Here is a 25,233-nt window from a genome sequence, read left to right as displayed (position 1 = left end):
AAATGGTTGCACCCGCATCCCATAGGCGTATTCGCGCCGGGCGTTCGCACGTCAGTTCAGACGATCAGACGAAACGGGTCCACCTATGTCTCAATCTCTTGATAGTTTCAATTGCCGTTCCACCCTCACCGTGAACGGCAAGAACTATGTCTATTACAGCCTGCCAAAGGCGGAAGCCAACGGACTGACCGGTATTTCCAAGCTTCCCTATTCCATGAAGGTGTTGCTGGAGAATCTGCTCCGCAACGAGGATGACCGTTCCGTCACCAAGGACGACATCAAGGCCGTGGCCGAATGGCTGGTTAACAAAGGCCTGACCGAATACGAAATCGCCTATCGCCCTGCCCGCGTACTGATGCAGGACTTCACCGGCGTTCCCGCCGTCGTCGATCTCGCCGCCATGCGTGATGGCATCAAGGCGCTCGGCGGCGATGCTGAAAAGATCAACCCGCTCGTTCCGGTCGACCTCGTCATCGACCATTCCGTCATCGTCGACGAATTCGGCACGCCGCAGGCCTTTGCCAGGAATGTCGAGCTCGAATACCAGCGCAACGGCGAGCGTTACCGCTTCCTCAAATGGGGCCAGCAGGCGTTCAAGAATTTCCGTGTCGTGCCGCCCGGCACCGGCATCTGTCATCAGGTCAATCTCGAATATCTCGGCCAGACCGTCTGGACCAAGGACGAGGACGGCGAGACGGTTGCTTATCCTGACACCTGCGTTGGCACCGATTCGCACACCACGATGATCAACGGCCTCGGTGTGCTCGGCTGGGGCGTCGGCGGCATCGAGGCCGAGGCCGCCATGCTCGGCCAGCCCGTCTCCATGCTGCTGCCGGAAGTGATCGGCTTCAAGCTGACCGGCAAGCTCAAGGAAGGCTGCACCGCTACCGATCTCGTGCTCACCGTTGTGCAGATGCTGCGCAAGAAGGGCGTCGTCTCCAAGTTCGTCGAATTTTTCGGCCCCGGTCTCGACAACATGTCGCTGGCCGACCGCGCCACGATCGGCAATATGGGTCCGGAATACGGCGCCACCTGCGGCTTCTTCCCTGTCGATGCCGAGACCATCAACTACCTGACCATGTCCGGCCGCGAAACCGACCGCATCGCGCTGGTCGAGGCCTATTCCAAGGCGCAGGACATGTGGCGTACCGGCGATGGCTCCGACCTTGTCTTCACCGACACGCTGGAACTCGATCTCGGCGAAGTCGTGCCGTCTATGGCCGGCCCGAAGCGTCCGGAAGGTCGCCTGTCGCTCGAAACCATTGCGCCGAACTTCGCGACCGCGCTCGAAGGCGATTACAAGAAGCCCGGCCAGATCGCCATGCGCTATCCGGTTGAGGGCACGGATTTCGACCTCGGCCATGGTGATGTCGCGATCGCTGCCATCACCTCCTGCACCAACACCTCCAACCCGTCCGTGTTGATCGCCGCCGGCCTGCTCGCCCGCAACGCTGTCGCCAAGGGCCTGAAATCCAAGCCTTGGGTCAAGACCTCGCTGGCGCCGGGATCGCAGGTGGTCGCCGAATATCTCGACAAGTCCGGCCTGCAGAAGGACCTTGATGCGCTCGGCTTCAACCTCGTTGGCTTCGGCTGCACCACCTGTATCGGCAATTCCGGTCCGCTGCCGGCGCCGATTTCCAAGACGATCAACGACAAGGGCCTGATCGCCGCGGGCGTCCTCTCCGGCAACCGCAACTTCGAAGGCCGCGTGTCGCCCGATGTGCAGGCCAACTACCTGGCTTCCCCGCCACTCGTCGTCGCTTACGCGCTCGCCGGCTCAGTGCAGAAGGACCTGACCCAGGAGCCGATCGGCGAGGACCAGTCCGGCCAGCCGGTCTACCTGAAGGATATCTGGCCCTCCACGAAGGAGATCCAGGAATTCATCATGAAATACGTCACCCGCGAACTCTACGCGGCGAAATATGCAGACGTGTTCAAGGGTGATGCTAACTGGCAATCCGTGCAGATTCCGGCCGGCGACACCTATGCCTGGGACGACCAGTCGACCTATGTGCAGAACCCGCCCTATTTCGTCGGCATGACCAAGACGGCCAGCGGCGTCACCGACATCAAGGGCGCGCGCGTGCTCGGCCTGTTCGGCGACAAGATCACCACCGACCACATCTCTCCGGCCGGTTCGATTAAGGCCGCCTCTCCGGCTGGCACCTACCTCATCGACCACGGCGTCCCGGTGGCTGACTTCAACCAGTACGGCACGCGTCGCGGCAATCATGAAGTGATGATGCGCGGCACCTTCGCCAATATCCGCATCCGCAATCACATGCTCGGCCCGAACGGCAAGGAAGGTGGCTACACGATCCACTATCCGACCAAGGAAGAGATGTCGATCTACGACGCCGCGATGAAGTACAAGGCCGAGGGCGTGCCGCTGGTGATCTTTGCCGGCGTCGAATATGGCAACGGCTCGTCGCGCGACTGGGCGGCCAAGGGCACCAACCTGCTCGGCGTCCGCGCCGTCGTCGCCCAGTCCTTCGAGCGCATCCATCGCTCCAACCTGGTCGGCATGGGCATCGTCCCCTTCGTCTTTGAGGAAGGCACGACATGGGCCTCGCTCGGCCTCAAGGGCGACGAACTGGTGACGATCGAAGGCCTCGCTGAAATCAAGCCGCGCCAGAAGACGGTCGCCAAGGTGACCTATGGCGATGGTTCCGTGAAGGACATCCCGATCATCTGCCGCATCGATACGCTGGACGAGATCGACTACTTCCATAATGGCGGCATCCTGCAGACGGTGCTGCGCGATCTGGCCGCCTAAGCGGACGTAAATCCTGAGATAAAACGCCGGGTATGAGATGCCCGGCGTTTTTCATTTCGGCTTCCTGGAGGGGCAAACGATGAAATCCATCCGCGGCGATTTGATCCGGCTTGCGCGGGATGGTGAATTCGATGTCATCATCCATGGCTGCAATTGCCAATGCGTCATGGGCAAAGGCATTGCCTTGGCCATCAAGCAACAATTCCCCCAGGCCTACGCAGCAGATCGCACCACTGAGCCCGGCGCCCGCGACAAGCTGGGTACGGTTTCTACCGCAGAGGTCGATATCGATGGCCGCCGTCTCGTCGTCGTCAATGGCTACACACAGTTCGATTACAAAGGCAAAGGCGTCAGAGCTGATTACGACGCCATCCGAGGGGTGATGCAGACAGTACGAAGCAGGTTTTCCGGCTTGCGCATCGGCTATCCCAAGATTGGAGCCGGCCTTGCCGGCGGCGACTGGACGAGGATTGCCGTGATCATGGATAAGGAGCTCGAGGGCGAGGACCACACATTGGTCGAATTCGTGCCGTGACGGCAGATCGAGCGTGATTTTCCACGGATGCCGAGACCTATCGGTGCGCTATGAACGGGCCTCGCATCAACTTCGCTTATGGACGCGCCAATTCTAATCGTTTTTCAACGAATCCCGGCAGGCGTATATTCGGAATTGCCAATCCGGACCTAGATTATGAACCTCCATCACTACCTGCCATACCTCGCCGTCGCCTGGTCGGCCTATTTCATCGCCGTCGTCAGCCCTGGCCCGGCCGTTCTGGCGCTGATCAACACGTCGATGAACAAGGGCCGCAATGCCGGCATGGCCTTTGCCACCGGCGTGATGACGGGTTCTCTCTGCTGGGCAACGCTCTCCACCATTGGATTGGCGGCGGTGTTGTCGGCCTATGCGGAACTGCTGGTGGTCATCAAGATAGCCGGTGGGCTTTACCTGCTCTATCTCGCCTGGAAGGCCTTCAAGCGCGCCGCTTCCCGCGACGACACCCTGCGCAATGCCGCCGATCTGCATGCGGAGAGCCTGAGGCGGCTTTACCTCAAGGGCCTCGCCTTGCATCTCACCAATCCCAAGGCCGTGTTCATCTGGATTTCGCTGGTATCGCTCGGCCTGCCGGCCGGTGCGCCGTCGAGCATCATGGCGGTCTATGTCGCCGGCTGCCTGACGATCGGCCTCGTTTCACTCAATGCCATGGCGCTGATGTTCTCCGCCTCGCCCGTGGTCAGAGGCTATCGCAAGGCGCGCCGCTATATCGAGGCCTGCATGGGCGCCTTCTTCGCCTTCGCCGGCGTCAAGATGCTGACGGCAGGAGTATAGGTTTAGCGCCTATAAAGGAAGAGGCCGGAGTTTCGAGTTTTTATTGATCGGAATTTCATGCATCGAAGGCGGCTCGATGAGCTCGATTATCTTGACGACTTCCGGCCACCGCCAGATCAAGATAGAAGCGACCTGATGCATCGGGGTGTTCTGGTAGGCGGCCGCCAGTATGGATCCGTGAAGCCCGGCTGACCGCAAAGCGGCCCGTTCCGCGGGATTCCTCAAAATTCGAACATCGCCGGAAACAAATATCCACACGTCGTTCGATCGCCTGAGGAAATCAATCCATTCAATATCGCTGGAATGGCGACCGCTTGGAAGGCCGGTTACATCCCTGATATGGGTGGCCGAGTGTCCTTCATGCTGTATGAATCCGTGGAGAGTGGCGGCAAGAATCGGAGACGTGCAATTATCGAAAAGCACTTTCACGCTGCCAACCGCTGCTCCATCGATGTTTCAAACTCCAACGCATGACGTACAGACGTTTCGCTGACGTCATAGTCCCGGGCAGCTTTGCGAACATTGCCATGCATTTTCGCCGCCGCAGCGAGAACAGAAGTTGGAACGCTGGAAATGGAATCGATTGGTTGGCCAAATGAACGGGCCGGATCGATGACGACATTGAGCCTGCGGCCCGCGGGCCACCAGACCAAAGGGCTGCCGTCATGCCCAAAATCGACGGTCTTCAGTAGTGGATCGAGAAATCCTTTAAACTCGTATTGCCGGCGAAACAGATTCAGCAACCGCTGCTGTTCTTGGCCGTCAGCATCCTCTTGTGCGAGCTGAAGAAAAATCTCGCGTCCATCTGTTCGAAATTGATGTGTGGACAGGGGGTGATCGCGGCCGATGACATCTCGAGCTAAACCGATGGCAGCGCGGACCTTGATGGCAGAGACCCCAGCTTGAATGAAAGCAGCTGCAACGCGAACCTCCATCAGGTCCCGGAAACCGAGATAAAGTTTATTATCGCCGAGAGACACTTCTGATTTCCAGAGAGCCGGGTAGAACTGGCCATCCACACGGTGCCCTTTAAGCCATCTGGAAATCTTCGCGGATGTGACATGAACAAGCCTTCCCGCTTCCGCAGGCGTATAGAGACCTATACCGATCAAATCATCCAAGACCATGCACGCAGTAACTCATTACGAAAAGCGTGTGTCAATCGTCCTTTGCAGAGCCTCGGCTACTCAGCCGCCTGCGCTCCGCGCCCGAACCTCTTGTCGATATAATCGACCACCAGCGCCTCGAATTCCTCAGCGATCTTCGGCCCGCGCAACGTCAGCGCCTTCTTGCCATCGATAAACACCGGGGCGGCCGGCATTTCGCCGGTGCCGGGCAGCGAGATGCCGATATCGGCATGCTTGCTTTCGCCCGGGCCGTTAACGATGCAGCCCATGACGGCGACGTTGAGCGCTTCGACACCCGGATATTTCTCACGCCAGACCGGCATGTTCTTACGGAGATCGCGCTCGATATTCTGCGCCAGTTCCTGGAACACGGTGGATGTCGTGCGGCCGCAGCCGGGACAAGCGGCGACGACGGGCAGAAATTGGCGGAAGCCCATGACCTGCAACAGTTCCTGGGCCACCACGACTTCGCGCGTCCGGTCACCATTCGGCTCCGGGGTCAGCGATACGCGGATCGTGTCGCCGATCCCCTGCTGCAGCACATAGCCCATGGCCGCGGAGGAGGCGACGATGCCCTTCGAGCCCATGCCGGCCTCGGTGAGGCCGAGATGCAGCGCGTGGTTGGAGCGCTCGGCGAGCATGGAATAGCAGGCGATCAGGTCCTGGACCTGGGACACCTTGGCCGACAGAATGATGCGGTTGCGTGGCAGGCCGATCTCTTCGGCGAGTTCAGCCGACAAAAGCGCCGACTGCACAATCGCTTCGCGCGTCACCTGCCGCGCCGTCAAGGGCGAGCCTTCAGCCGCATTCTTGTCCATCAGTGCGGTCAACAGTTCCTGGTCGAGCGAGCCCCAGTTGACACCGATCCGCACCGGCTTGTTGTATCTGATCGCCATCTCGATGATGTCGGCGAACTGCTTGTCCTTCTTGTCCTTGAAGCCGACATTGCCGGGATTGATACGGTATTTCGCCAGCGCCTCGGCGCAGGCCGGATGGTCGGCGAGCAGTTTGTGGCCGATATAGTGGAAGTCGCCGATCAGTGGCACGTCCATGCCGAGTCGGAGCAGCCGCTCGCGGATTTTCGGCACCGCGGCCGCGCTCTCGTCGCGATCGACGGTGATGCGGACGATCTCGGAACCGGCGCGGGAGAGGGCTGCGACCTGCGCCACCGTGGCATCGATATCGGCCGTGTCGGTATTGGTCATCGACTGTACGACGACTGGCGCGCCACCGCCGACGATCACGCCGCCGACATCGACGGCAACGGTTGCACGGCGCGGCTTGGGGTCGAAATCTTCGGGTGCGGACATCAGGAGAACTCGCGAGCAACGGGATTGGCATTGAGGTGGCGCAGCACCACTTCAATGTCAATGCTGCGGCGAATTCATGACGCGGATTTGTTCGGCTTGGTCAGCGGCTGGATAAGAAGTTCGACCAGCCAGCCGATATCGGCCTCGGCTTCGTGCCAGTCGCTCTTGCGGCGCTTGATGCCTTCAACGGCCGAGACGATCAGCCGGGCGAGGTCGCAAGGCTTGAGATCGTGATGGTCTTCGAGGAAGATTTCGCTGTTCGCCTGCGCGGCTGCCAGTGCCCGGTCGAGATTCTGCTCGAGCACGTCATTCCAGTCCTGGCCGAGATCGCCGGCGAGTTCCTGCTTGACCTCGAACAGTTCAGCCCCATGAGGCGATTGCTGCACTCGGCGCATCGGATCGATGACGCCGACGGTCAGTGCCGCCACCAGCCGCGGACAGAGGCTTCCCGGACCCGAAAGCGCCAGGTCGACATTGCGGAAGGTACGCTCCAGCATCGACATGAAGCCGGCACGATAGATATCGGCCTTGTTCTTGAATTCGAGATAAAGCGCCGGCCGCGATATCCCGGCCGCATCGGCGATGTCGGCCATGGTGGTGCGCCGGAAGCCATAGGCAAGGAACACCTTGAAGGCCGCTTCCAGAATTATTTTTCGCTTGTCGAGTGTTTCGGTTGCTTCCATGTTTGACATTCTGACATTTTTCGATATTTTGTCAACACAAGAGATGACGAGGTATTTTTCATGCATAGCGTGTTCTGGACATTGGCCAAGACGGACTATGGCGCATCCGTTCAAAGCACTGAAACTCCGAGCGCCTGGGCTGAAGATCAGGCGAGCGATATCGTTGGATCGAGACTGCGTGATGACATGCAGGATCTTTCCTACAATGCCTTTATCCAGGAAAGCACGCTCGACGAAATCGCCTATGCCGGTGGCACCGATCCACTCGAACTGCGCCGCCGCCTGATGTCGCCCTACCCGGTGGCGACCCGGCTGATCGACGCCGTGGCGCGCATGTCGAACTGGCAGGAACCCGTGGCCGACGGCAAGGCGCGCGGCTTTGCCTTCGCCTTCTCAAACGGCAGTTGGGTTGCACAAGTGATCGAGGTTTCCGAAGAGGATGCGGGCATCCGTGTCGATGCGGTCCATTGCGCCGTCGATGCCGGCCCGCTTGCCGATGACAACATCCGCCGCGCGGTGATCGAAGCCGATATCCGCCGCGCGCTCAGGGAAGCCACCGGCCGCGAAATTCGCCAGCGAATGGAAATCCCGGCGATCCACGTGAAACTGCTGAAAAACGCTGTCCGGCCCGGTCTCGGTGGCACGCCGGCGGCGCAACCGGTCATGCCGGCGCTCGCCAACGCCGTCTTCGCGCTGAMCGGCAAGCGAATCAGGCGCACGCCGCTGGGTGACGAGATCACTTTTCTTTGAATTGATAGACTTCGCGAGACACAGATAAGAGGGCCGGATGCGAAAGCGCCGGCCCTCTTGGTCTTTAGAGCGCTTTGCGTTCTGATGGAATCAGAACCGCGCTCCAAACTTTTGTTTTGCGCATGTCGTTATTCTGAAACCGGTTTCCGCTTTCAGGCGACATGCGCTAAACCCTCAGTAGACGCGATTGTCAGACGTCCAGCGTCGAAACTTCCTTGGCTGACGACAGCACGATCAGGGTCTCGGTGCGCATCAGCCCCTCGATGCCCTTCAATTCCTGCGCCAGGAAGCGTTCGAGCTCGCGCGTGTTGCGCAGCCGCACCTTGAGCAGGTAGTTCCATGCGCCGGTGACATGATGGCATTCGAGCACGGCCCCGCTGCTGGCGACCTTTTGCAGGAAAGCCTCTTCCACCTCGGGCTCATTCCAACCGACAAAGACGAAGGCGAGCAGATCGAGCCCGACTTTTTCCGGATTCACGGCTGCGTGGAAACCCGAAATGATCTCATTGCGGATGAGGCGCTTGATGCGGTCATTGACGGTGGACGGAGCCAATTTCAGCTCTTGCCCAATCTCTGCGAGCGACAACCTGTCATTTTTCTGCAGAAGGGCAAGGAGGCTGCGGTCCGTTTCGTCCAAAATACTCATATGCAACCTCCGCATCCGTGCAAATCATGTCGAAAAATGTCTAAAGGGAAAATTTTGACGCGGAAAGTGCGATTTTTCGCCCAAGCGTCAAAGTTGTAGAAACCCCGATGCAATTAACGTATGTCAAGAAAAATGGTTCCGATGCAATTCAAAAATTTTGAGCCGGTTTCCATCAAGGGATTTTGATTTAGGTGTGAAGCCGTCTTGGGCTATAGCTGGAGCATTGCAGGCCATGGCTCGCGCAATCTTGCGTGCATCTGTCGGCCGTTATCCGGGACCTAGGGACTTCCATGCGGCTTCCACTCTATTCAACTCTTGTGCTCTGCCTGTTCGCGGTAGCGCCGGCTTGGCTTTGCATGGCCGAGGAGGTCAAGGAGTCGCATCCTGTCGGCGTCGTCGAATTGTTCACCTCACAGGGCTGCTCTTCCTGCCCCAAGGCTGACGCCGCTTTCTTCAAGATCGCCGGCGACGGCAATGTCGTGGCGATCTCCTACCACATCGACTACTGGAACTATCTCGGCTGGGAGGACACACTCGGCCAGAAGGAAAACACCGACCGCCAATATGGCTATGCGAAGATGCTTGGCAACAACAACGTCTTCACGCCGCAGATCGTGCTCAACGGTGTGACCGATGCCAAGTCCACCAATCCCAACGTGATCCTCGCCGACCTCAAACGCATGGGCAAGAACGGCGACGGCATGCCCGTCGACGTTGATGCCGACCTGACGAAGGATGAGATGACGATTACGGTCGGCTCCGGCGTCGGCAAGGCCGATGTCGTGATGGCCTATTTCAAGAAGCAAACCACGGTGGAGATCTCCAAGGGCGAGAATACCGGCAAGCAGATAACCTACCGAAATGCCGTAACCAAGCTCGAAACAGTCGGCATGTGGGATGGCAAGGCGATGACCATCAAGCTGCCGTCGGCGTTGATTTCCAAAAAGGGCCAGGACGGCTGCGCCATCCTGTTGCAGGCGCATGACAAGGACGGCAATCCCGGCCGCATCTACGGCGCCGCCATACTGGAAAACTATGCGGCGCTCGGCGCGCAGTGACGCCGTGTCACGGCTCATCCCGCCTCGGCCCCTCGACATCCGCAATGACCGTGCCCACATGACAATGTGACGCAGAAGTCCGAACATTACCGATCAAATCGGTCTTGCAATTCGGACCTCTTCAGGCAAACTGTCATCAATTCGTCATTGGCGCGCCGGTGAATCGCAGCGGCAATGGCAGCGAAACATCGTGTAAGGGACGACATGACGGATCAGACCGAGCACAGTGGAGCGACCACCGCAGGCCAGGTGGTCGATCTCAAGGACTATCGCGATGCCCGCGATCCGGCGCCGATCACCTTCCACCGCCTCGAACTCAACCAGATCCTGAGGATTTATGGCCGAATGGTCGGCGAAGGCGAATGGCGTGACTACGCCATCGATTTCTTCAAGGAGAAGGCTGTGTTCTCGGTCTTCAAGCGCTCCGGCGACCTGCCGCTCTACCAGATCGAGAAGAACCCCAAATTCGCCGCCAAGCAGGGTGCTTTTTCGATCGTCAACACCCAGGGCCGCATCCTCAAGCGCGGCCACGAGCTCGCCCAGCTGCTGAAATTCTTCGACAAGGTGCAGCGCCTCCGCGATTGAGACAAATTCTCCCTCCCAGTCCGGCGACTGTTGCTCCTCACGGCTCCGCTTTGCCGCTTGCCAAGCCGACCCCTTCATCTTTATGACATGGAACCGCCACAATCTCGGGAGCCCTTCGTCATGACGTTCCGTCGCTCGTTCCTTCTCGGCCTCGCCGCCGTTATCGCAGCGCCTTTTGCCGCGCATGCCGCCGATCTGCCGGACCTCAAGGGCCGCAAGGTGGTCGTGGTCTCTGAGAACGCCTATCCGCCGCTGCAATTCGTCGACCCCAAGACCAACAAGCAGGTCGGCTGGGAATATGACGCGATGGACGAGATCGCCAAGCGGTTGAATTTCAAGGTGGAATACCAGAACACGTCGTGGGATGCGATGATCCAGGCCGTCTCCGACAACCAGTACAATATCGGCATGGACGGCATCACCATCAAGGACGAGCGCAAGCAGAAGGTCGATTTCTCCGATCCCTATATGCGCTCCGAACAGTTCATGCTGGTGCGCGGCGATGAGAAGCGATTCACCGAAGCCAAGAGCTTCGCCGCCTTCAAGGATGGCCTGGTCGGCGCCCAACCTGGCACGACGCCATTCTACACCGCCGTCTATAGCGTGCTCGACGGCAATGAGCATAATCCGCGGATAAAGCTGTTCGAAACCTTCGGCGCCACGGTCCAGGCATTGAAATCCGGCGACGTTGATGTCGTGCTGACGGACGGTACGGCCGGCAAGGGCTATGTCGATGCCTCCAGTGGCAGCCTCAAGCTGATCGGCGGGCCGCTCGGCAGCGAGGATTTCGGCTTCATTTTCCCCAAGGGCTCCGATCTAGAGAAGCCTGTCAATGCGGCGATCGCCTCGCTGAAGGCCGACGGCACCTTCGACAAGCTGAACAAGAAGTGGTTCCTCGATTACAAGATGGGCCAATAGACCGACAACGCCGTCTCGATGTCGGCGCCCCAATCATCACAATCTGCCGACGCGGGCGACTTTCCATATTGGCTGGTCGCCCTCGTCGTGATCGGGGTCGGCACCGCCGTCCTGATCGCCGGCAGCGATCTCTATCGCGAGATTTTCGCAGCCGTCTCCACCGGGTTGGAAGTCACCGTCCTTGTGACGCTGATCGCCTTTACCCTTGCCGTGGCGCTTGGCCTGGCGGTCGCGCTCTGCGGCCTTTCCGATCTCAAGTCGCTCAGGCAATTCTCCCGCTTCTATATCGAGTTGATCCGCGGCATCCCGGTTCTGGTCCTGCTCTTCTACGTCGCCTTTGTCGGCGCGCCGGCCGTGGTAGCCGCCTATAATTGTCTGGCGGCACCGCTGATCCGGGCGGGAATGCTCGATACGCTGCTCGTGCGTGAGGTGTCGCTGATGTGGCGGGCCATCATCGCGTTGACGGTTGCCTATTCCGCCTTCATCGCCGAAATTTTTCGTGCCGGCATCCAGTCTGTCGACAAGGGCCAGGTCGAGGCGGCCAAGGCGCTCGGGCTCTCCCGCTTCCAGCGCTTCCGCCTGATCATTTTTCCGCAGGCACTGCGGGTGATCTTCCCGCCGCTGTCGAATGACTTCGTCGCCATGGTCAAGGATTCCTCGCTGGTCTCCGTGCTCGGTGTCGCCGACATCACCCAGGCGGCGAAGATTTCCGTCGCCACCTCTTTCCGCTATTTCGAGACCTATTCCATGGTCGCTTATGTCTACCTGGTGCTGACTATCGGCCTGTCGCTGGTTCTCAGGCATATCGAGAAGCGGATGCGCCAGGCCCAGGTCAAGCGCTGACGACGGAAAAGCCCGGTCCTTGAAGGAACCGGGCTTTCGGGCATGTGAAGCGGCGAGCCTCACTCCATCGGCAAGCGATCAACGGCAAACCCGGACGCGGCGCAGATGGGCATTGCCCCAATTGTCATAAGCCCACACCTTCTTGGTGAAGCAGTAGTCGTGGACGACGACGAAACGGGCCGGGCGCACGACGATGCGCGGCGCGAAGAACACGCGGCCATGCCAGCCGTGATGGCGGTAGCGCCAGCCGGCTTCGGCAGTGGCGGACAGCGAAACAGTGGCGATGACGGCGGCCAGGGCGGCGATAGCGAACTTTTTCATAGGGAACACTCCAAACATTTTGTTGTCTTTAGGTTTCGTTTTCGAACCGTTTGTTACGGCCCGTTGACGCTCTTGTCGCAGCAAATACGCAGCGCCGCTGTTCCCGGTGGAACAGGCTAAACGACAAACAAAAACCCGGGCAGGAATGAGCCGCCCGGGTTCAGTGGATGCGTTGCCTTGAAAAATCAGGCGATCGACTGACCGGTCTTGGCCCAGTCGGCGATGAACTGTTCGAGGCCCTTATCGGTCAGCGGATGCTTGATCAGCGCCTTGAGCGTTGCCGGCGGCACGGTGCAGACGTCAGCGCCGATCAGCGCGGCTTCCTTGACGTGATTGACCGTGCGGATGGAGGCGGCAAGGATTTCGGTCTCATAGCCATAATTGTCGTAGATCTGGCGGATTTCGCGGATCAGCTCCATGCCGTCGATGGCGGTGTCGTCGAGACGGCCGACGAAAGGCGAGATGAAGGTCGCGCCGGCCTTGGCGGCGAGCAGCGCCTGGTTGGCCGAGAAGCAGAGCGTGACATTGGTCTTGTGGCCTTCGGAGGTCAGCGCCTTGCACGCCCTGAGGCCGTCGAAGGTCAGCGGCAGCTTGATGCAGATGTTCGGTGCGATCTTGGAGATGACAGCCGCTTCCTTCATCATCCCCTCATAGTCCATCGCGGTGACCTCGGAAGAGACCGGGCCTTCGACGATGTCGCAGATTTCCTTGGTGACTTCGAGGATCTTGCGGCCCGACTTGAGGATCAGCGACGGGTTGGTGGTCACACCATCCAGCATACCCAGATCGTTCAGTTCCTTGATTTCCTTGATGTCTGCGGTGTCGACGAAAAATTTCATGGTCGTTCGCTCCCTGGGTCTCGCGCTTTCCCCCGTATTTGATGTTTTCTTTGCCCAAAAGCAAGTGCATGGTCCGGCGATGGCAAAAGATTCGCTGGATTTGTTCGACCCGCCGAAACCGGCAAAAGCCGTGCCGGTGATGGTCCCGCTACCCGTTCCAAAACCTTATTCCTACCTCGTGCCGGACGGCGTGCATGTCGAGGAAGGCTCGATCGTGCAGGTGCCGCTCGGACCCCGCCAGGTGTTCGGCGTCGTCTGGAAAAATGAAGGCAACGACAATGTCGACCCGAAGAAGCTGAAGCCGATCACCGTGGTTTTCGACTGCCCACCGCTGTCAGGCGATATGCAGACCTTCCTGGACTGGATAGCCAGCTATACATTGTCGCCGCCYGGCCTTGTGGCACGTATGGCGCTGCGCGCGCCGACTGCCTTCGACCCCGAGCCGATGGTCGAGGGCCTGCGCCTCACCGACATGCGTCCGGAACGTCTGACACCTGCCCGGATGCGCGTGATTGCGCTTGCCGAGGAAGCGCCGGCATGGACGCGGCTGGGGCTCGCGCATGCCGCCGGCGTCTCCGCCTCTGTCGTCGATGGTTTGGCCGCGCATGGCGTATTCGAACAGATCTTCCTGCCACCCCCGCCGGTAACCGCAGAGCCAGACCCGGACCATGCCGAGCCGAAACTGGAGGAAACCCAGCGCGAGGCGGCCGATTGCCTGATCGCCGCCGTGCGTGCGCAAAAATTCGATGTCACTCTGATCGACGGCGTCACCGGTTCTGGCAAGACAGAGGTCTATTTCGAGGCGATTGCCGAGACCGTGCGCCAAGGCAAGCAGGTGTTGATCCTGCTGCCGGAAATCGCTTTGACCCCGGCCTTCCTCGAACGCTTTCAGGACCGCTTCGGCGCCAAGCCGGCTGAATGGCATTCCGACCTGTCGCCGCGCATGCGCGAAAAAGTCTGGCGCCAGGCGACCGAAGGCCAGGTGCATGTCGTCGCTGGCGCCCGCTCCGCCCTCTTCCTACCCTTCGAAAATCTCGGCCTGATCATCGTCGACGAGGAGCACGACCCGGCCTACAAGCAGGAGGACCGGGTGTTCTACAATGCCCGCGACATGGCAGTGGTGCGCGGCCGCATCGGCGATTTTCCGGTCGTGCTGGTGTCGGCGACACCCTCGATCGAAAGCCGTGTCAACGCCGACCAGGGCCGGTATCAGAAGGTCCATCTCGCCAGCCGCTTCGGCGGCGCGGCCTTGCCGGACCTGCATCTCGTCGATATGCGCAAACATCCGCCGGCCCGCGGCGGTTTCCTCTCGCCGGTTATGATAAAAGGCATAGAGAAGACCGTCGAGCGCGGCGAACAGGCTTTGCTTTTCCTCAATCGTCGCGGCTATGCGCCGCTGACGCTCTGCCGCGTCTGCGGCCACCGCTTCCAATGTCCGAATTGCTCCGCCTGGCTGGTCGAGCATCGTTTTCGCGGCATGCTGCAATGCCACCATTGCGGCCATGCAGAGAAATCGCCCGAGGCCTGCCCGGAATGCGGCACGCTCGACCACCTCGCCTCCTGCGGCCCCGGCGTCGAGCGGATCGCCGAAGAGGTCGAAAAGACTTTTCCCGATCGCCGCATCATCGTTCTCTCCTCCGACCTCGTCGGCGGCGTCAAGCGGCTGAGGCTCGAACTCGAAGCCATCGCCAAGGGCGAGGCTGACATCGTCATCGGCACCCAGCTTGTCGCCAAGGGTCACAATTTCCCCAATATGACACTGGTCGGCATTGTCGACGCCGATCTCGGTCTCGCCAACGGCGACCCGCGCGCCGCTGAACGAACCTTCCAGCTTCTGTCTCAGGTCACCGGCCGCGCCGGTCGCTCGGGCCTGAAAAGCCACGGCCTGATCCAGACCTATCAGCCGCTGCATCCTGTCATGCAGGCCATCGTCTCCGGCGACCCCGAAGCTTTCTACGAACGCGAGATCGCCGAACGCGAACGGGCGCTGATGCCCCCCTTCGGCCGCCTCGCCTCGATCATCGTCTCAGCCGACACCCGCCACGAGTCGGAAGGCCACGCCCGCGGCCTGAGGCAGGCAGCTCCGAATGTTTCCGGCATCTCTGTCCTTGGCCCGGCCGAGGCACCGCTGGCGCTGGTTCGCGGCCGCCATCGTTTTAGGCTGCTCGTGCATGGCAAGCGCGGCGTCGACATGCAGGGCTTTGTCCGGACCATGGTCGAGAAGGGGCCGAAGGAACGCGCCTCGATCCAGGTGCAGATCGACATCGACCCACAAAGCTTCCTATGAGCGCGGGCGTTGCCCGCAACCACAAGAATCCTTGTTATATCCGCACCTTGATACGAGAATTATTGCGCGCGGACGCCCTCCCCCTGATTCCCACGCTTCTGCGGATATGCCATAGATCATTGCGTTGATGGGGCATGAGGGGAACCATGGACGCACTGAAATCGCTGCTCGATTCGCTCGACTGGCCGCAATATCCGACGGCGCCCGGCGCTCAGGCAGCTTTTATTGCCGCCGCGGTCGCGATCCTCATCGGCCTCTTCATGCTGCTTTTCCCAACCACCGCCGGCAAGGTCCTCTGCCTTGCAAGCCGTGAAACCCGCCCCGGCGCCATCGGCGAACTTCGAGCATCCGGCGGCTTTCTGCTCGGCCTCGCAGTCACCGCGCTGATGTTCGATCAACCACCCTTTTATACTGCGCTCGGCCTTGCCTTCGCCGTTGCCGCCTTCGGCCGCATCATTTCGCTGATGTCCGACCGCTCCGCCACCATGGTCAACATCCTGCTGTTCCTGGTGCAGGTCTTCCTCGCCGGCGCACTCTTTTATTACTTCTTTGAAGTGTTCACACCGGAAATGGATTTTGGCCTACCGACAGAACTGAAATCACAACTCGCCTTCTATACCTATGTCGCCATTGCCGTGATCGGCATCGTGCTGATGTTCGCGCCGCGGATTTCGAGCTATGTGATTGGCGTCGACGGCATCACGGTGGCCGGCTTCACCAGCATCCGTTCGGCCGGCGGTTTCGCGCTGGGCGCCAGCGTGCTCGGCATATTGCTGGTCGGCAGCCCGCATGCCCGCGACGCCCCGTTCGAAAAGATGCTCTATATAAACCTGGCTTTTGCCACAGCACTCGCCTTTGCCGCGATCGGCCGGCTGATCGCGCTCGCTTTCAACCGCGGTAACTATATTTACGCGATTCTCGCCCTCTTTGTCGAAGCGGCTGCGGCCGGGATCATGTTCACCTATGTCGCGTCACTGATGTGATCGGGCTTTTTGAAGCGGGCATAGAAAATTATTTCGCCGACGGATTCTTTGCCGGAGCGGTTTTGTTAAGAATCGCGAAAACGCCGTAACATTCAGTAACATCCTGTGTTGCGAGTCCGGGAGAGCTATGCTAGATGGCAAGCGAGCTATCGGGGGATATGGGCCTTGCGCCCATTGAATTCTGCAAATAATGCAACAAGTTCAGGCTCTTACTGCTGCACCGCACCGCAGCGGCGAGCTTGATTAGGGAATGAGGAAAACCAGCGCGTGGCAGACTCATCGCAAACCGTGTCCGGCGTGGCCGAGCGTTATGCATCGTCTCTTTTTGAATTGGCGCTCGAAAGCAATTCGCTCGCCGAAGTCGCCACTGCTCTCGACAATTTCCAGTCGCTGATCGACGAATCCGACGATCTGAAGCGACTGGTCCTGAGTCCGGTCTTCGGCTCGAACGAACAGCTCAAGGCGATCACGGCGATCCTCGACAGGGCAGGCATTTCCGGCCTCGCCGGCAATTTCATCAAGGTGGCCGCCAGTAACCGCCGCCTGTTTGCCATTCCCGGCATGATCCGTTCATTCCGCGAAATCTATGCCCGCCATCGCGGCGAAGTCTCGGCCGAGGTCACCTCGGCGCATGCGCTGACAGCAGCGCAGGAAACCGAATTGAAGGCGGCGCTCAAGGGCGTCACCGGCAAGGATGTGGCGATCAATGTCGCCGTGGACCCCTCGATCCTGGGCGGCTTGATCGTCCGGCTGGGTTCGCGCCAGATCGACACCTCCCTGCGCACCAAACTCTCTACACTTAAGCTTTCATTGAAAGAGGTCGGCTGATGGATATCCGCGCCGCGGAAATTTCCGCAATTCTCAAAGACCAGATCAAGAATTTCGGCAAGGAAGCCGAGGTTTCCGAAGTCGGTCAGGTTCTGTCGGTTGGCGACGGTATTGCTCGTGTCTACGGCCTCGACAATGTCCAGGCCGGTGAGATGGTCGAATTCCCCGGCGGCATTCGCGGCATGGCGCTGAACCTCGAATCCGACAATGTCGGCGTGGTTATCTTCGGTAGCGACCGCGACATCAAGGAAGGCGACACCGTCAAGCGCACCGGCGCAATCGTTGACGTTCCGGTCGGTCCGGAACTGCTCGGCCGCGTCGTCGACGCGCTCGGCAACCCGATCGACGGCAAAGGCCCGATCAATTCTACCGAACGTCGCCGCGTCGACGTCAAGGCCCCCGGCATCATTCCGCGCAAGTCGGTGCATGAGCCGATGTCGACCGGCCTCAAGGCCATCGACGCTCTTATCCCGGTTGGCCGCGGCCAGCGCGAGCTCGTCATCGGCGACCGCCAGACCGGCAAGACCGCGATTATTCTCGACACGATCCTGAACCAGAAGGCGATCCACGACAACGGCCCGGAGAACGACAAGCTCTACTGCGTCTATGTCGCTATCGGCCAGAAGCGTTCGACTGTCGCTCAGTTCGTCAAGGTGCTCGAAGAGCGCGGTGCGCTGCAGTACTCGATCATCGTTGCCGCCACGGCGTCCGACCCGGCCCCGATGCAGTATCTGGCGCCTTTCGCCGGCTGCACCATGGGCGAATATTTCCGCGACAACGGCAAGCATGCCCTGATCGGCTATGACGATCTTTCCAAGCAGGCCGTCTCCTATCGCCAGATGTCGCTACTGCTGCGCCGCCCGCCGGGCCGCGAAGCCTATCCGGGCGACGTCTTCTACCTGCATTCGCGCCTGCTCGAGCGTGCTGCCAAGCTCAATGACGACAAGGGTGCCGGCTCGCTGACCGCTCTTCCCGTCATCGAAACTCAGGGCAACGACGTGTCGGCCTTCATTCCGACCAACGTCATCTCGATCACCGATGGCCAGATCTTCCTCGAAACCGACCTGTTCTATCAGGGCATCCGCCCGGCCGTGAACGTCGGCCTTTCGGTGTCGCGCGTCGGCTCGTCGGCCCAGGTCAAGGCGATGAAGCAGGTTGCCGGCTCGATCAAGGGCGAACTCGCCCAGTATCGCGAAATGGCCGCCTTCGCCCAGTTCGGTTCGGACCTCGACGCCGCCACCCAGCGCCTGCTGAACCGCGGCGCCCGCCTGACGGAACTGCTCAAGCAGCCGCAGTTCTCGCCGCTCAAGACGGAAGAGCAGGTTGTGGTGATCTTCGCCGGCGTCAACGGCTATCTCGACAAGATCGCTGTCGCCCAGGTCGGCAAGTTCGAACACGCCTTCCTCGCTTACATGCGTTCCGAAGGTAAGGCCGTTCTCGATGCGATCCGCACCGACAAGCAGATCACCGACGACACCCGCAGCAAGCTGAAGGCCGCTCTCGACAGCTTCTCCAAGACCTTCGCCTGATCGGCAGATTGAGGACGAAAACGGATGCCTTCGCTTAAGGATCTGAAGAACCGGATCGCCTCCGTCAAGGCGACGCAGAAGATCACCAAGGCGATGAAGATGGTCGCCGCGGCGAAGCTTCGGCGTGCCCAGGAAGCCGCGGAAGCCGCGCGGCCCTACTCGCAGCGCATGAGCGCCGTTCTCGCCAATATCGCGCAAGCGACTGGCGGCCAGAGCGATGCGCCTGCACTGATGACGGGCACAGGCCGCGACCAAGTTCATCTTCTCATCGTCTGCACGGCCGAACGCGGTCTGTGCGGCGGTTTCAACTCGCAGATCGCGCGTTTCGCGCGCGATCATGCCCGCCGCCTGCTCGCAGCCGGCAAGACGGTCAAGATCATCTGCGTCGGCAAAAAGGGTTTCGATATCCTGCGCCGCGAATTCGCCAGCCTGATCATCGATCGCGTCGATCTGCGCGAGGTCAAGAAGATCGGCTACGACAATGCGGAAGCGATCGGCCGCAAGGTGATTGCCCTGTTCGAAAAGGGCGAATTCGACGTCTGCACGCTGTTCTATTCCGAGTTCAAGTCGGTGATCTCGCAGGTGCCGACCGCGCTGCAACTGATCCCTGCTGCCGCTCCAGTGGAAGAGGGTGTGTCGCAGCAGAATGGCGCAACCTCAGTCTACGAATACGAGCCCGACGCGGGCGCGATCCTTGGCGATCTCATCCCGCGCAATATCTCGGTGCAGGTCTTCCGCGCACTCCTTGAAAACGTTGCCGGTGAAATGGGCGCCAAGATGAGCGCCATGGACAATGCTACGCGCAATGCCGGTGACATGATCAACAAGCTGACGCTCAATTACAACCGCCAGCGTCAGGCTCAGATCACCAAGGAACTGATTGAAATCATTTCGGGCGCTGAGGCGCTCTGACGGTAAGAAAGAGGAATTATCATGGCTGATGCAGCAGGATCCGTTGGCAAGGTGACCCAGGTCATCGGCGCCGTTGTCGACGTGTCGTTCGAAGGCGGCAATCTGCCGGCGATCCTGAACGCGCTCGAAACCAGCAATCTCGGCAACCGCCTGGTTCTCGAAGTCGCCCAGCACCTGGGCGAGAACACCGTTCGCACCATCGCCATGGACTCGACCGAAGGTCTGGTGCGCGGCCAGTCCGTCACCGACACCGGCGCTCCGATCATGGTGCCAGTCGGTGCCGAAACGCTCGGCCGCATCATGAACGTCATCGGCGAACCAGTCGATGAAGCCGGTCCGCTCAACACGCCCTACAAGCGCGGCATCCACCAGGACGCTCCGGCCTATGTCGAGCAGTCCACGGAAGCCCAGATTCTCGTCACCGGCATCAAGGTCGTCGACCTGCTGGCCCCTTACGCCCGCGGCGGTAAGATCGGCCTGTTCGGCGGCGCCGGCGTTGGCAAGACCGTTCTGATCATGGAACTGATCAACAACGTCGCCAAGGCGCATGGCGGTTACTCGGTGTTCGCCGGTGTCGGCGAGCGCACCCGCGAAGGCAACGACCTCTATCACGAAATGATCGAATCGGGCGTCAACAAACATGGCGGCGGCGAAGGCTCCAAGGCTGCGCTGGTTTACGGCCAGATGAACGAGCCGCCGGGCGCCCGCGCCCGCGTCGCGCTGACCGGCCTGACCGTCGCCGAGGATTTCCGCGACAAGGGCCAGGACGTGCTGTTCTTCGTCGACAACATCTTCCGCTTCACCCAGGCTGGCTCGGAAGTGTCGGCTCTGCTCGGCCGTATTCCTTCGGCCGTCGGTTATCAGCCGACGCTCGCCACCGACATGGGCCAGATGCAGGAACGCATCACCACCACGACCAAGGGCTCGATCACCTCGGTGCAGGCCATCTACGTGCCCGCTGACGACTTGACCGACCCGGCCCCGGCTACGTCGTTCGCCCACTTGGACGCGACGACCGTTCTGTCGCGCTCGATCGCTGAAAAAGGCATCTACCCGGCCGTCGACCCGCTCGACTCGACCTCCCGCATGCTCGACCCGATGGTCGTCGGCGAAGAGCACTATGAAATCGCCCGCAAGGTACAGACGACGCTGCAGCGTTATAAGTCGCTGCAGGACATCATCGCCATCCTGGGCATGGACGAACTGTCGGAAGAAGACAAGCTGACCGTCGCGCGCGCGCGCAAGGTCGAACGCTTCCTGTCGCAGCCGTTCTTCGTCGCCGAAGTCTTCACCGGTTCGCCCGGCAAGCTGGTTGCGCTCGAAGACACGATCAAGGGCTTCAAGGGTCTGGTCAACGGCGAATACGACCACCTGCCGGAAGCGGCCTTCTATATGGTCGGCACCATCGAGGAAGCCATCGAAAAGGGCAAGAAGCTGGCCGAAGCCGCTTGATGACAGGCCGAGAGGCGCCCACGCGGCGTCTTTTCCCCTCAGGAAAGAGTGACAGACATGGCTGATAGCTTCAACTTTGAACTCGTCTCGCCGGAGCGGCTGCTGTTGTCGGCCGCCGTGACGGAAGTCGTCATTCCGGGTTCGGAAGGCGAGATGACGGTTATGGMCAATCATGCGCCGACGATGACCACGATCCGCCCCGGCGTGCTGACGGTCAAGGAAGCCTCGGGCCAGAGCCAGAAATACGTGGTGTTCGGCGGCTTCGCCGATATCCTGCCGTCGGGTTGCACGGTTCTTGCCGAGTCGGCAACGGCCGTCTCGGATTTCAGGAAGGATGCGCTGGCCAGGCGCGTCGATCAGGCCAAGGCCGATCTCGAATCTGCCAAGAGCGACGAAGCCAAGACGCGCATTGCGCAACTGATCGCCGACCTTGGCGGCCTCTCTTCGATCGCCGCCTGACCGCTTCGTTCTATCTTAATTCAGCAAGGCCTCCGCCGGAATCGAGCCGTCGGGGCCTTGCTTTTTTACTCCATTTATCCCGGCTTTGATGTCGCAAACAGCGCCGGAAATGGCGCCACGAACAAGCTAGCTTCTCACGGAATTCGCGCCGCCTCTTCCATCCCCGGCGCTCCTCCCGGAGACATGCATGAGCTTTTCCCTATCCGCGATTCCCGACATCAGGTTCGGGGCGCATGAATTCGACAATATCGCCGCCCACGCCAAGCCGCTTGCGACAAACGGCAAGGCGGCCATCGTCATGGACAGCTTCCTCGCCAATTCCGGCCTCGGCGAAAAGGTCGTTTCCAAACTGGCGGCCGAAGGCATTGCCGCGGAAATTTTCTCCGATTTCGCCGGCGAGCCAAAGCTCAGCCATGTGCAGAAGGCCAGCGCGACTGCCGAGGGCAAAAGCCTGGTGATCGGCATCGGCGGCGGTTCTGCCCTCGATATCGCCAAGATTGCTGCGTGTGCGGCAGCTTCCGGCGAGGATCCGATGCATTACGCGCTGGCCGCCAATCCGCTGCCAAACAACCCACTCAACAAGATCATGGTGCCGACCACGGCCGGTACCGGTTCCGAGACTTCGGCAACCAATATCTTCGCCGGCCCGGAGGGCAAAAAGCTCTGGATCTGGGGCGCGGAAACCAAGGCGAATCTCGTGATCCTCGATCCGGCGCTGACGGTTTCGCTGCCGGCCAACATGACCGCCTGGTGCGGCATGGACGCCCTCATTCATGCTTTCGAGGCCTCGACCAACCGCAATGCCCATGCCGCCAGCAAGCTCTTCGGTCATGAAGCGCTGCGACTAATTGCCGCAAATCTCGAAAAGGCGGTGAAGCAGCCCGACGATCTCGAGGCGCGTGGAAAAGTTCTGCTCGGCTCCTGCTATGGCGGCGTCGCGATCGACAATTGCGGCACGGCCGTTGCCCATAATATTTCCCACGCCATGGCCGGCCTGGCGCCGATCCATCACGGTCTCGCGACCGCGCTCGGCTTCGAAAGCTCGCTGCCCTGGCTCGTCGAAGCAAATACGGACGACTTGAAGGCTGCCGCTGCAGCGCTCGGCCTCGCAACTACCTCGGAAATTCCGGCCTTCATCAGTCGGCTGATGGACGCCTGCGGCATTGCCCGCACGCTCCCTGCAGCATTTGCCCCCTTCTATGCCGCCGACCTCGCCAACGAGATGCGCGCGCCGGAAAATCAGCCGATGCGGCACTCGACCATCCGCGAGGTGACGGAGGCTGACATCGACAATTTCGCATCCGCGATCATGGCTCTGAAAGGATAATCCGATGACCACCGAATATACCCGTGCCTATTGGGAAAAGGCGCTTGCCGAGACGACGCCGAAGGGCGGCATCTATATCGACGGCAAACTTACCCGCGCCGAGACCGGCCTGACCTTCACCCGCATCCGCCCAATGGATGGCAAGCCCGGTGCCGAGATCGCTCGCGGCGGCCAGGCCGATGTCGACCGCGCTGTCGCCTCCGCCCGCAAGGCCTTCGCCACCGGCATCTGGCGCAGGAAGGATCCGAGCGAGAAAAAGAAGATCATGGTCCGCTGGGCCGAATTGATCCGGACGAACGCCGATGAACTGGCGCTGCTGGAGACCATCGACACCGGCAAGCCGGTCATGGCGTCACTCAACGTCGACGCCCGCCTGGCCGCCGACTGCATCCAGTATTACGCGGAGACGTGCGACAAACTCTATGACGAGGTCGCACCGACCGGCCCGAACGACCGGGCGCTGGTCCGCAAGGTACCGCTCGGCGTCATCGGCGCGATCACGCCGTGGAACTATCCGATGATCATCGAGACCTGGAAGCTCGGCCCGGCAATTGCCGCCGGCAATTCCATAGTGCTGAAGCCGGCCGAACAATCGTCGTTGACGGCGATCCGTCTCGCCGAGCTCGCGACTGAGGCCGGTCTGCCTGACGGTGTCTTCAACGTCGTTACGGGTTACGGCGAGGAAGTCGGCAAGGCACTTGCTCTGCACATGGATGTCGACATGATCGCATTCACCGGCTCGACCGAGGTCGGCAAGCTGATCATGGGTTATGCGGCCCAGACCAATCTCAAGCGCGTGGCGCTGGAGCTCGGCGGCAAATCGCCGCTGGTCGTCTTTGCTGACGCCAATCTCGACGCAGCCGCATCCGCCGCGGCCTGGGGTTGCTTCTACAATTCCGGTGAAACCTGCCATGCCTCGACACGGCTGCTCGCCGAGCGTAGCGTCGTCGATGCTCTGGTTGCCAAGATCAAGGATGTGACCGACCGCGAGATTACGCTGGCCCACCCGCTCGACCCAAGCACCCAGATCGGTGCGCTGATCGAGGATGCCCATCTCGGCAAGGTGCTTGGCATGGTCGATGCCGGTTTGCGCGAGGGCGCAAAGCGAGCCTTCGGTGGCGAGCGCGTCATGGCGGAAACCGGGGGCTTTTATGTCTCGCCCGGCGTCTTCATCGCCCCCTCCAACGACGCCTCACTGGCGCGTCAGGAGATTTTTGGACCTATCCTCACGGTCATCCCGTTCGATACGGAAGAAGAAGCCGTCCGGCTCGCCAACGATACGATCTATGGTCTCGCCGCCGCCGTTTTCACCTCCGATATGAGCCGCGCCCACCGCGTGTCCGAAGATATCCAGGCCGGCACGGTGTGGATCAACACCTATGACATGTCGAACTTTTCCACGCCTTTCGGCGGCTTCAAGCAATCAGGCTTCGGCCGCGACCGCTCCGTGCATGCGATCGATAAATATTGCGATTACAAGACGATCTGGCAGCGGTTCTTGTGATTGGAGCATGTCGCCCGAAAAGAGCCCCCGGTTTCGGGATGACGACATGCAGAAAAACAAAAGATGAAGCGCGTCATTTGAATCCCAAAATATGCGATGCGCTTCAGGCAAAGAAAAACCCGGCAAAAGCCGGGTTTTTCAATTCGATACCGAGAAAGCGAAAACGCCCGAAGGCGCTCCGGCTATCAGCCGACCACGATGTGATCGTGCGGGTTCTTGACGAAGTCGGCGAGCTTGACGTCCTTAAGAACGATCTTGTTGCCATCGCCGAGGTTGATGATGGTGTCCTTGCCATCCTTGGAGGCCGCAGCTTTGTCAACCACGTCGCCAACACTCTTGACCACGCCCTTGGCGAACTGGAGGATATCACCCTGCTTGAGCGTGAAGTCCTTGACGGTATCGACGTCCTTCTTGTCGAAATCGCCCTTCTTGAATTCAAAGGTGTCGGCACCCTTGCCGCCAGTCAGCTGGTCGCTGCCCTTGCCGCCAACGAGCAAGTCCTTGCCAGCGCCACCGTACAGCTTGTCGTCGCCGCCTTTGCCGAAGAGCTGATCCATCTTCTTCGTGCCCATCAGCTTTTCGCCGGCGTTAGTTCCAACTCTCGTAGCCATATCTTACCCCTTGTGCTCACGAATCGTTACGCTCGTTACCCGCATGAACTGATACATGGAAGTATGGAAAAATCAAACCACGAAATCTTGCATCCACTCGCTCACTGATTGTTAGTAAATGGACCGTAAACGCTCAAACGCATGTTTGTGTTGAA

Annotated in this window: 25 protein-coding genes; 17 read left to right on the top strand and 8 right to left on the bottom strand. The window is 60.3% G+C overall.

All coding sequences use genetic code 11. The features are described 5' to 3' along the window. The first annotated feature begins 85 nt into the window (after positions 1–85). From acnA to AC1DYF_RS02870, 3 genes are all read left to right on the top strand, one after another. On the top strand, positions 86–2,776 hold the full coding sequence (gene acnA, locus AC1DYF_RS02880) for an aconitate hydratase AcnA (RefSeq protein ID WP_477875033.1): 2,691 nt from the start codon (positions 86–88) through the stop codon (positions 2,774–2,776). Positions 2,777–2,855: 79 nt separating this feature from the next. Further along, complete coding sequence (locus tag AC1DYF_RS02875; RefSeq protein WP_477875031.1) at positions 2,856–3,311, top strand: macro domain-containing protein; 456 nt, start codon at positions 2,856–2,858, stop codon at positions 3,309–3,311. Between the two features lie 156 nt (positions 3,312–3,467). Continuing rightward, positions 3,468–4,106: a LysE family translocator gene (locus tag AC1DYF_RS02870; RefSeq protein WP_477875029.1), complete on the top strand. Its 639-nt coding sequence runs from the start codon at positions 3,468–3,470 to the stop codon at positions 4,104–4,106. Positions 4,107–4,115: 9 nt separating this feature from the next. On the opposite strand, the gene AC1DYF_RS02865 is transcribed toward AC1DYF_RS02870, so the two are convergent. The 4 genes from AC1DYF_RS02865 to AC1DYF_RS02850 all read right to left on the bottom strand — a co-directional run bounded on the left by AC1DYF_RS02865 (position 4,116) and on the right by AC1DYF_RS02850 (position 7,226). Then, positions 4,116–4,535 carry a PIN-like domain-containing protein gene (locus AC1DYF_RS02865; RefSeq protein ID WP_477875027.1) on the bottom strand — a complete coding sequence of 140 codons (420 nt, stop codon included), beginning with the start codon at positions 4,533–4,535 and terminating at the stop codon, positions 4,116–4,118. Beyond that, positions 4,532–5,233 carry a hypothetical protein gene (locus AC1DYF_RS02860; RefSeq protein WP_477875025.1) on the bottom strand — a complete coding sequence of 234 codons (702 nt, stop codon included), beginning with the start codon at positions 5,231–5,233 and terminating at the stop codon, positions 4,532–4,534. Before AC1DYF_RS02860 ends, AC1DYF_RS02865 begins: the two co-directional genes overlap by 4 nt. A gap of 56 nt (positions 5,234–5,289) precedes the next feature. Continuing rightward, positions 5,290–6,543 (bottom strand): flavodoxin-dependent (E)-4-hydroxy-3-methylbut-2-enyl-diphosphate synthase, encoded by a 1,254-nt coding sequence (gene ispG / locus AC1DYF_RS02855; protein ID WP_477875023.1) that lies wholly within the window; start codon positions 6,541–6,543, stop codon positions 5,290–5,292. A 74-nt stretch (positions 6,544–6,617) separates the two neighbouring features. Beyond that, a complete protein-coding gene (locus AC1DYF_RS02850) occupies positions 6,618–7,226 on the bottom strand; it encodes a TetR/AcrR family transcriptional regulator (protein ID WP_477875021.1) in 609 nt (202 codons plus the stop codon). Positions 7,227–7,286: 60 nt separating this feature from the next. Between AC1DYF_RS02850 and AC1DYF_RS02845 the strand changes: the two genes are divergently transcribed. Next, the gene (locus AC1DYF_RS02845; protein ID WP_477875019.1) at positions 7,287–7,976 is read left to right on the top strand and encodes a hypothetical protein; all 690 of its coding nucleotides are present in this window, start codon (positions 7,287–7,289) and stop codon (positions 7,974–7,976) included. Between the two features lie 190 nt (positions 7,977–8,166). Here AC1DYF_RS02845 and AC1DYF_RS02840 read toward each other — a convergent pair whose 3' ends face one another. Then, positions 8,167–8,622, bottom strand: coding sequence for an Lrp/AsnC family transcriptional regulator (locus AC1DYF_RS02840; protein WP_477875017.1), 456 nt, complete (start codon positions 8,620–8,622; stop codon positions 8,167–8,169). Positions 8,623–8,912: 290 nt separating this feature from the next. On the opposite strand from AC1DYF_RS02840, the gene AC1DYF_RS02835 reads away from it, so the two are divergent. The 4 genes from AC1DYF_RS02835 to AC1DYF_RS02820 all read left to right on the top strand — a co-directional run bounded on the left by AC1DYF_RS02835 (position 8,913) and on the right by AC1DYF_RS02820 (position 12,026). After that, the gene (locus AC1DYF_RS02835) at positions 8,913–9,680 is read left to right on the top strand and encodes a DUF1223 domain-containing protein (RefSeq protein WP_477875015.1); all 768 of its coding nucleotides are present in this window, start codon (positions 8,913–8,915) and stop codon (positions 9,678–9,680) included. A 204-nt stretch (positions 9,681–9,884) separates the two neighbouring features. Continuing rightward, complete coding sequence (locus AC1DYF_RS02830) at positions 9,885–10,265, top strand: DUF2794 domain-containing protein (RefSeq protein WP_477875013.1); 381 nt, start codon at positions 9,885–9,887, stop codon at positions 10,263–10,265. A gap of 120 nt (positions 10,266–10,385) precedes the next feature. Then, the gene (locus tag AC1DYF_RS02825) at positions 10,386–11,183 is read left to right on the top strand and encodes a transporter substrate-binding domain-containing protein (protein WP_477875011.1); all 798 of its coding nucleotides are present in this window, start codon (positions 10,386–10,388) and stop codon (positions 11,181–11,183) included. Between the two features lie 18 nt (positions 11,184–11,201). After that, positions 11,202–12,026, top strand: coding sequence for an amino acid ABC transporter permease (locus AC1DYF_RS02820; protein ID WP_477875009.1), 825 nt, complete (start codon positions 11,202–11,204; stop codon positions 12,024–12,026). 78 nt (positions 12,027–12,104) lie between these two features. Here the strand turns inward: AC1DYF_RS02820 and AC1DYF_RS02815 are convergent, their stop codons facing one another. Together AC1DYF_RS02815 and fsa are read right to left on the bottom strand one after the other, a co-directional pair. Next, entirely contained in the window at positions 12,105–12,347 is a 243-nt protein-coding gene (locus AC1DYF_RS02815) for a hypothetical protein (protein WP_477875007.1), read from the bottom strand. A 185-nt stretch (positions 12,348–12,532) separates the two neighbouring features. Further along, complete coding sequence (fsa, locus tag AC1DYF_RS02810; protein ID WP_477875005.1) at positions 12,533–13,186, bottom strand: fructose-6-phosphate aldolase; 654 nt, start codon at positions 13,184–13,186, stop codon at positions 12,533–12,535. 79 nt (positions 13,187–13,265) lie between these two features. Between fsa and AC1DYF_RS02805 the strand changes: the two genes are divergently transcribed. From AC1DYF_RS02805 to AC1DYF_RS02765, 9 genes are all read left to right on the top strand, one after another. Continuing rightward, complete coding sequence (locus AC1DYF_RS02805; RefSeq protein ID WP_477875003.1) at positions 13,266–15,473, top strand: primosomal protein N'; 2,208 nt, start codon at positions 13,266–13,268, stop codon at positions 15,471–15,473. Between the two features lie 146 nt (positions 15,474–15,619). Beyond that, the gene (locus AC1DYF_RS02800; RefSeq protein ID WP_477875001.1) at positions 15,620–16,456 is read left to right on the top strand and encodes a hypothetical protein; all 837 of its coding nucleotides are present in this window, start codon (positions 15,620–15,622) and stop codon (positions 16,454–16,456) included. A 267-nt stretch (positions 16,457–16,723) separates the two neighbouring features. After that, positions 16,724–17,284 (top strand): F0F1 ATP synthase subunit delta, encoded by a 561-nt coding sequence (locus tag AC1DYF_RS02795; protein WP_477874999.1) that lies wholly within the window; start codon positions 16,724–16,726, stop codon positions 17,282–17,284. Next, on the top strand, positions 17,284–18,813 hold the full coding sequence (atpA, locus tag AC1DYF_RS02790; protein WP_477874997.1) for a F0F1 ATP synthase subunit alpha: 1,530 nt from the start codon (positions 17,284–17,286) through the stop codon (positions 18,811–18,813). Before AC1DYF_RS02795 ends, atpA begins: the two co-directional genes overlap by 1 nt. A gap of 24 nt (positions 18,814–18,837) precedes the next feature. Next, positions 18,838–19,725, top strand: a complete 888-nt coding sequence (locus tag AC1DYF_RS02785; protein ID WP_477874995.1) for a F0F1 ATP synthase subunit gamma — start codon at positions 18,838–18,840, stop codon at positions 19,723–19,725. Positions 19,726–19,746: 21 nt separating this feature from the next. After that, positions 19,747–21,177 carry a F0F1 ATP synthase subunit beta gene (gene atpD, locus AC1DYF_RS02780; RefSeq protein WP_477874993.1) on the top strand — a complete coding sequence of 477 codons (1,431 nt, stop codon included), beginning with the start codon at positions 19,747–19,749 and terminating at the stop codon, positions 21,175–21,177. Between the two features lie 57 nt (positions 21,178–21,234). Next, positions 21,235–21,636, top strand: coding sequence for a F0F1 ATP synthase subunit epsilon (locus tag AC1DYF_RS02775; protein ID WP_477874991.1), 402 nt, complete (start codon positions 21,235–21,237; stop codon positions 21,634–21,636). A 187-nt stretch (positions 21,637–21,823) separates the two neighbouring features. Continuing rightward, on the top strand, positions 21,824–22,963 hold the full coding sequence (locus AC1DYF_RS02770) for an iron-containing alcohol dehydrogenase (RefSeq protein WP_477874989.1): 1,140 nt from the start codon (positions 21,824–21,826) through the stop codon (positions 22,961–22,963). A 4-nt stretch (positions 22,964–22,967) separates the two neighbouring features. Next, positions 22,968–24,467, top strand: a complete 1,500-nt coding sequence (locus AC1DYF_RS02765; protein ID WP_477874987.1) for an aldehyde dehydrogenase — start codon at positions 22,968–22,970, stop codon at positions 24,465–24,467. A gap of 185 nt (positions 24,468–24,652) precedes the next feature. Here AC1DYF_RS02765 and AC1DYF_RS02760 read toward each other — a convergent pair whose 3' ends face one another. Beyond that, entirely contained in the window at positions 24,653–25,078 is a 426-nt protein-coding gene (locus tag AC1DYF_RS02760) for a hypothetical protein (RefSeq protein ID WP_477874985.1), read from the bottom strand. Positions 25,079–25,233 lie beyond the last annotated feature (155 nt).

The sequence above is a fragment of the Rhizobium sp. P2_G9 genome, from assembly GCF_056403475.1.
This window is presented reverse-complemented; position numbering and strand designations above follow the sequence as displayed.

Coding starts and splice junctions, on each gene's coding strand:
- acnA (WP_477875033.1), top strand. CDS start 86: ATGTCTCAATCTCTTGATAGTTTCAATTGCCGTTCCACCCTCACCGTG.
- AC1DYF_RS02875 (WP_477875031.1), top strand. CDS start 2,856: ATGAAATCCATCCGCGGCGATTTGATCCGGCTTGCGCGGGATGGTGAA.
- AC1DYF_RS02870 (WP_477875029.1), top strand. CDS start 3,468: ATGAACCTCCATCACTACCTGCCATACCTCGCCGTCGCCTGGTCGGCC.
- AC1DYF_RS02860 (WP_477875025.1), bottom strand. CDS start 5,233: ATGGTCTTGGATGATTTGATCGGTATAGGTCTCTATACGCCTGCGGAA.
- ispG (WP_477875023.1), bottom strand. CDS start 6,543: ATGTCCGCACCCGAAGATTTCGACCCCAAGCCGCGCCGTGCAACCGTT.
- AC1DYF_RS02850 (WP_477875021.1), bottom strand. CDS start 7,226: ATGGAAGCAACCGAAACACTCGACAAGCGAAAAATAATTCTGGAAGCG.
- AC1DYF_RS02840 (WP_477875017.1), bottom strand. CDS start 8,622: ATGAGTATTTTGGACGAAACGGACCGCAGCCTCCTTGCCCTTCTGCAG.
- AC1DYF_RS02835 (WP_477875015.1), top strand. CDS start 8,913: ATGCGGCTTCCACTCTATTCAACTCTTGTGCTCTGCCTGTTCGCGGTA.
- AC1DYF_RS02830 (WP_477875013.1), top strand. CDS start 9,885: ATGACGGATCAGACCGAGCACAGTGGAGCGACCACCGCAGGCCAGGTG.
- AC1DYF_RS02825 (WP_477875011.1), top strand. CDS start 10,386: ATGACGTTCCGTCGCTCGTTCCTTCTCGGCCTCGCCGCCGTTATCGCA.
- AC1DYF_RS02820 (WP_477875009.1), top strand. CDS start 11,202: ATGTCGGCGCCCCAATCATCACAATCTGCCGACGCGGGCGACTTTCCA.
- AC1DYF_RS02815 (WP_477875007.1), bottom strand. CDS start 12,347: ATGAAAAAGTTCGCTATCGCCGCCCTGGCCGCCGTCATCGCCACTGTT.
- fsa (WP_477875005.1), bottom strand. CDS start 13,186: ATGAAATTTTTCGTCGACACCGCAGACATCAAGGAAATCAAGGAACTG.
- AC1DYF_RS02800 (WP_477875001.1), top strand. CDS start 15,620: ATGGACGCACTGAAATCGCTGCTCGATTCGCTCGACTGGCCGCAATAT.
- atpA (WP_477874997.1), top strand. CDS start 17,284: ATGGATATCCGCGCCGCGGAAATTTCCGCAATTCTCAAAGACCAGATC.
- AC1DYF_RS02785 (WP_477874995.1), top strand. CDS start 18,838: ATGCCTTCGCTTAAGGATCTGAAGAACCGGATCGCCTCCGTCAAGGCG.
- atpD (WP_477874993.1), top strand. CDS start 19,747: ATGGCTGATGCAGCAGGATCCGTTGGCAAGGTGACCCAGGTCATCGGC.
- AC1DYF_RS02770 (WP_477874989.1), top strand. CDS start 21,824: ATGAGCTTTTCCCTATCCGCGATTCCCGACATCAGGTTCGGGGCGCAT.
- AC1DYF_RS02765 (WP_477874987.1), top strand. CDS start 22,968: ATGACCACCGAATATACCCGTGCCTATTGGGAAAAGGCGCTTGCCGAG.
- AC1DYF_RS02760 (WP_477874985.1), bottom strand. CDS start 25,078: ATGGCTACGAGAGTTGGAACTAACGCCGGCGAAAAGCTGATGGGCACG.